This window comes from Peribacillus sp. P4_C12 (genome assembly GCF_056402095.1).
Window position 1 is genome coordinate 1 of sequence record NZ_JBFUIB010000242.1, and the last position, 5635, is coordinate 5635.

A 5635-nucleotide genomic window follows, 5' to 3' on the forward strand; every position below is an offset into this window, starting at 1 on the left:
CCCCAAGGTCGTTCATCAGGGTTCGGAACAAATCACGGTCTTCTGCTTGTTGGATAGCGGAAAGCTTCGTACCAAGAATCTGCACATTGCATTCTTCCAAAATCCCTGCATCGGCTAGTTCAACTGCCATATTCAAACCCGTTTGTCCTCCTAGAGTCGGAAGCAGAGCATCAGGGCGCTCTTTACGGATGATTTTGCTAACAAATTCCAGAGTGATCGGCTCGATATATACCGCATCCGCCATTTCACTATCTGTCATGATTGTGGCAGGATTTGAGTTAATTAGGATTACTCGGTAACCCTCTTCCTTTAAGGCAATACATGCTTGAGTTCCTGCATAATCGAACTCAGCAGCCTGGCCGATTACGATTGGACCAGAACCAATTACTAGGATGCTTTTTATATCTGTGCGTTTTGGCATGTTTTTTCCCCCTTCGTAGGTGCAGCTTCAATCATTTGTAAAAATTCATTGAATAAGTAGTTGGCGTCTTCCGGACCAGGTGAAGCCTCCGGGTGATATTGAACTGTGAAAGCCGGATATTTTTTATGGCGTAAGCCTTCAATTGTATCGTCATTTAATGCTGTATGTGTCACAACAAGGTCAGTGTTTTCAATAGAAAGCTCCTCGACTGTATATCCATGATTTTGAGAAGTGATGGATACTTTTCCAGTACGAAGGTCTTTAACCGGATGGTTTGATCCTCGATGACCAAATTTCAATTTTGCTGTATCTGCACCGTTAGCCAGCGCGAATAACTGATGACCCAGGCAAATTCCAAATAGCGGTACTTCTTTCTGCACTATACGAATCATTTCAAGCGTTTCCTGAACACTTTTCGGATCTCCAGGACCGTTTGAAAGCATCACTCCATCTGGATGATATTGCAGCACTTCCTCTGCCGTAACGTTATAAGGTACAACCACAACATCACAACCACGCTTCGTCAATTCGCGTAGAATACCATGCTTCATGCCATAATCAACAAGAACGACTCGTGGGCCTCTTCCAGGACTTGAGTAGGCAGCTTTTGTAGAAACCTGCTTCACTTGATTAGAAGGAATCACCGTTGCTTTTAGCTGGGACACAATCTCTTCAGCATCTTTATTGATATTGCAGAGCGCTCCTTTAAGTGCACCTGATTTCCTGATGATTCTTGTCAGCTTTCTCGTATCAATTCCACTTATGCCAGGTATGTTCTTCTTTTTCAAATATTCATCAAGAGATAATTGGTTACGCCAGTTGGAAGGAAGATCAGCTGTTTCCTTAACGACGAACCCTGATATCGCTGGATTGATAGATTCAAAGTCATCTCGGTTTATTCCGTAGTTTCCGATTAGCGGGTAAGTTAGCGTAACTATTTGGCCGCAATAAGAGGGATCAGATAAAATCTCCTGATATCCTGTCATCCCTGTGTTAAAAACAACTTCACCTATTTTTTCTACGTCCCCTCCGAATGCTTCGCCGAGGAATACCGTTCCATCTTCTAAAATAAGCTGTCTTTTCATCCTTGAACACGTCCTTTTTCCCAAGCTGTTTTTCCTTCTGCAATCGTCATAACTGGCCAGCCATAGCATTTCTTTTCATTAAAAGGTGTATTCTTACCTTTTGAAGCAAACTCTTCTTTATTAATTTCTTTTTCCGTATCCAAATCGATTAATACGATATCAGCAGTAGCACCTTCCACTAGCTGTCCATAAGGAAGTGAGAAACTCTCAGATGGTTTGATGGTCATGAAGTCAACCAATTGCTTTAAGGTGATTACATCCTTTTTGACTAATTCTGTGTAAAGCAGCGGGAAGGCCGTTTCTAGTCCCACAATTCCAAAAGGAGCTAGCTGCATCCCTTGAGCTTTTTCCTCAGCTGTATGCGGAGCATGATCTGTAGCAATAAAGTCGATTGTTCCGTCCAGCAGGCCTTCTATCAATGCGTCACGATCTTCTCGTCCTCTTAAAGGCGGGTTCATTTTATAATTCGGATCAAGTCCTGGGATATCATCTTCACACAGCAATAAGTGATGAGGTGTAACTTCTGCTGTGACCCGGATACCGGCGCGCTTGGCATCTCTTACAGTTCTCACCGATTCTTTCGTAGAAATGTGGCAGACATGATAATGGCAGTCCGCTGCTTCCGCAAGCAGGATATCCCTGGCTATATGTACAGCTTCGCATACAGATGGGATTCCATTGATTCCTTGTTCTTTGGAGTATCTTCCTTCATGTACAGAGCCTTTATTGATTAAGCTATTATCTTCACAATGAGCAACAATAGCCATATCTTGAGCGGCAGCCTGTTTCATCGCAGCCAGCATCATTCCGGCTTCTTGGATACCAACGCCGTCGTCTGTAAAGGCGAAAGCCCCAGTTTGTTTTAAAGAAGAAAAGTCAGTCAATTCTTTGCCAGCCTCTCTAATCGTGATGGATGCATAAGGCAGTACACGAACATGTGCTGTTTCTTCAATTTTCCGGTTAAGTGCTTCAAGATTTTCAATTGTATCAGGAACAGGTCTTGTATTAGGCATCGCCGCTACGGTGGTAAAACCGCCTCTTGCTGCTGCAAGCGTTCCAGTTGCTATTGTTTCTTTATGCTCGCCGCCTGGCTCGCGTAAATGGATATGCAGGTCAATAAATCCTGGTGTAATAAGTAACCCTTTGGCATCTATTACCTTACAATTTTCTGTTGCCAGGTTCTCTCCGATTTTCGTGATGATTTTTCCTTCTATTTCAATATCTGCTTTCTTGAATGAATTTTGATTATCTAGCAATACTCCATTTTTGATGACAGTTTTCATGGATGATTCCTCCCTCAAATTGTTCTAGCACATTTTTTAATACGGCCATTCTAATAAACACACCATTTTGCATTTGTTTAAAAATTCTTGAACGGCTACATTCGACTAAATCACTGTCAATTTCAACGCCGCGATTTATTGGTGCAGGATGCATGATGATCGCACCCGGTTTCATATTTTTTTCACGTTGTTTGGTTAAACCGAATCTTTCCAAATAATCCCCATTTGCCTGATTGTATTTTTCATTATGTCTTTCATGCTGAATTCGAAGTAGCATAACCACATCCGATGTCGCTATGGCTTGATCGATGTCTTCATATCTCCCTAAGCTGTTGTTTCTATCAAACCATTCAGGCGGACCTGAAAATACGACATTCGCTCCTAGACGAGTTAAGGCTTCTGCATTCGATTTTGCCACCCGGCTATGCATTACGTCCCCAATTATTGCAATCTTCAGACCGGTAAAACTATTAAACTCTTGTTTTATCGTCAATAAATCCAGCAATGACTGCGTTGGATGATTTCCACAACCATCACCTGCATTGATTATAGGAATGTTGAGTTTTTCTTTTAGTTCATCAAAGTAATTATCCTGTTCATGGCGGATAATTAAGGCATTGACACCGATTGATTCAAACGTTTTTGCTGTGTCATATAAGGTTTCTCCTTTTAAAACGGATGATGTCCCGGCATCAAAAGGAATGACCTCAAGACCTAATTTTCTTTCAGCCATTTCAAAGCTTGATTTCGTACGTGTACTTGGTTCAAAGAATAGATTGGCAACCATGGTCTGCTGTTTAGGGTTCCAGCTCGTTCCATTAGCAAACCCCTCTGCTTCTTGTAGAATTTTTTCAATTTCAGTTATGGTCAATTCATTCATCGTCAATAATTTTTTCATTGATCCTGCTCCTTTCACAATTTGTTGTGATGCGGGGTAAAAAAAACACCCCGCCATTAAGGACAGGGTGTAGGTAATAAAGACTTGCAAGAACTAGGGCTGTTTATTTCCCGTTCTCATTTGTCTTTACAGCAACACCCTTTCAAGCCTCTCTGGACTTCTTTTAAAAGGTGATATATTGTGTGATACAGTTTGACTTATTTTTCAAAGATGTCTCCGGAAATTTTTTCTCTGTCCGGTAATATCAAGTTAAGCAAGATTCCAACAATCGCTGAAAGTGCCATTCCAGATAGCGATACCGTATCCGATAATTGTACAAACGCTCCGCCGATTCCAAGTACCAGGATGACTGAAGCTATCATCAGGTTGCGTTTTTTATCAAAATCAACTTTATTATCAATTAGCATCCTTAATCCGCTTGAAGCGATGATACCGAAAAGTAAGATTGATATTCCACCCATCACAGCTGTAGGAATCGAGCTTATGACAGCTGAAATCTTACCGTTAAAGCCAAAGACGATTGCAGTTAAAGCAGCTCCGCCGATGATATACACGCTAAATGCCTTTGTCATCGTCAGGACCCCGATATTTTCACCATATGATGTTAGTGGTGGCCCACCAATGAGGGAACCAATCATGATTCCGGCTCCATCCCCTAGGATGGATCGATGTAAACCAGGCTTTTCCAAAAAGTTTCTGCCAACTACTTTACTCAGTACCATCTGGTGGCCGATATGTTCTGATAATGTGACGACGGCCACGGGGACCATGATAGCAATGACTTCCCATGAGAAGATTGGTGTATAAGTTATATAAGGAAACATGAATTTCGGCATTTCCCACCATTGTGCAGATTTAATTGGTTCATAATCTATAATTCCCGCAACTGCTGAACAGCTGTAGCCAACTATAATCCCTATTAAAATGGGAATCAAGTTAATGAATCCTTTAAAGAAAACGTTGCAGATAATGGTTACCGCTAAAGTTATTAGCGCTATTATAATATATGTGACACTGTATTTATCTTGCGGATCATACATCGCCATGTCTACAGCCGTTCCAGCGAGGCTTAACCCGATTACAATGATAACTGGTCCAACCACAACCGGAGGCAGTAAATTCATTAACCAGCGTAACCCGACTTTTTGGATAATCAAGGCGATTATCCCATATATGAACCCTGCTGCAAAACAGCCGATCATTGCCGCTTCCGGTCCGCCCAGCCCCTTTGCCAAAATAATTGGCGTGATGAAGGCGAAGGATGAACCGAGATAAGCGGGAATCTGACCTTTGGTAATCAATAAGTATGAAAGTGTTCCTAATCCACTTGAAACCAGTGCTACAGCCGGGCTTAACCCTACTAGGAATGGTACTAACACCGTTGCACCGAACATTGCGAATAGGTGCTGGATGCTTAATGTAATCCACTGGCCAACTCTAGGTACGTCTTCAACATCAAGTACGACGTCACTTTTTATTTCTTCCATATTCGTATCCCCCCCATGAAAATTGCATCAAAACTGCAAAAACCCTCTTTGCAGTATATACAAAGAGGGTTTCTCAGAAGGCGGATGCCTATGCATAGGCACAACTCTCCCGATTGACTCCCCTTTGCCAGCCTCTCTGGACTGTCTTTAAAAGGGTCTTATTTAATTTTCATGTTGTTGTTTATTTTTCTAGTATAGTGACTTGATCTACTTCATCTACTTCTGTTAAAGTAACGGTAATTTTTTCCGATTGTGATGTTGGAACGTTCTTCCCAACGAAATCTGCACGGATCGGCAACTCCCTATGTCCTCTGTCAACTAATACTGCGAGCTGGATTTGTGAAGGTCTTCCCAGATCTACAAGTGCATCCATTGCCGCCCTAACAGTTCTACCGGTAAAGAGAACATCATCTACTAAAATCACTTTCTTATCGCTAATATTGACTGGAATGTCTGAACCC

The 5635-nt window shown here is 41.9% G+C and carries 6 protein-coding genes; all 6 read right to left on the reverse strand.

The window, feature by feature from the left end; all coding sequences use genetic code 11:
• Positions 1-421: carbamoyl phosphate synthase preATP-grasp domain-containing protein (locus AC1DUW_RS20000; RefSeq protein WP_477643276.1), on the reverse strand; the 421-nt coding region annotated here is incomplete at its 3' end.
• The gene (locus AC1DUW_RS20005) at positions 400-1506 is read right to left on the reverse strand and encodes a carbamoyl phosphate synthase small subunit (protein WP_053345262.1); all 1107 of its coding nucleotides are present in this window, start codon (positions 1504-1506) and stop codon (positions 400-402) included. The genes AC1DUW_RS20005 and AC1DUW_RS20000, both read right to left, overlap by 22 nt.
• Entirely contained in the window at positions 1503-2789 is a 1287-nt protein-coding gene (locus AC1DUW_RS20010; protein WP_053345261.1) for a dihydroorotase, read from the reverse strand. Before AC1DUW_RS20010 ends, AC1DUW_RS20005 begins: the two co-directional genes overlap by 4 nt.
• Positions 2752-3687: an aspartate carbamoyltransferase catalytic subunit gene (locus tag AC1DUW_RS20015; RefSeq protein ID WP_098175396.1), complete on the reverse strand. Its 936-nt coding sequence runs from the start codon at positions 3685-3687 to the stop codon at positions 2752-2754. The genes AC1DUW_RS20010 and AC1DUW_RS20015 overlap by 38 nt, the downstream gene beginning before the upstream one ends.
• Before the next feature lie 197 nt (positions 3688-3884).
• Complete coding sequence (locus AC1DUW_RS20020) at positions 3885-5174, reverse strand: solute carrier family 23 protein (RefSeq protein WP_053345259.1); 1290 nt, start codon at positions 5172-5174, stop codon at positions 3885-3887.
• 181 nt (positions 5175-5355) lie between these two features.
• The coding region (gene pyrR, locus AC1DUW_RS20025) for a bifunctional pyr operon transcriptional regulator/uracil phosphoribosyltransferase PyrR (protein ID WP_477643277.1) at positions 5356-5635 on the reverse strand (280 nt) is incomplete at its 5' end.

Bases quoted from the DNA above. Each gene is read 5' to 3' on its own strand.
- AC1DUW_RS20005 (WP_053345262.1), bottom strand. From the start codon at position 1,506: ATGAAAAGACAGCTTATTTTAGAAGATGGAACGGTATTCCTCGGCGAA.
- AC1DUW_RS20010 (WP_053345261.1), bottom strand. From the start codon at position 2,789: ATGAAAACTGTCATCAAAAATGGAGTATTGCTAGATAATCAAAATTCA.
- AC1DUW_RS20015 (WP_098175396.1), bottom strand. From the start codon at position 3,687: ATGAAAAAATTATTGACGATGAATGAATTGACCATAACTGAAATTGAA.
- AC1DUW_RS20020 (WP_053345259.1), bottom strand. From the start codon at position 5,174: ATGGAAGAAATAAAAAGTGACGTCGTACTTGATGTTGAAGACGTACCT.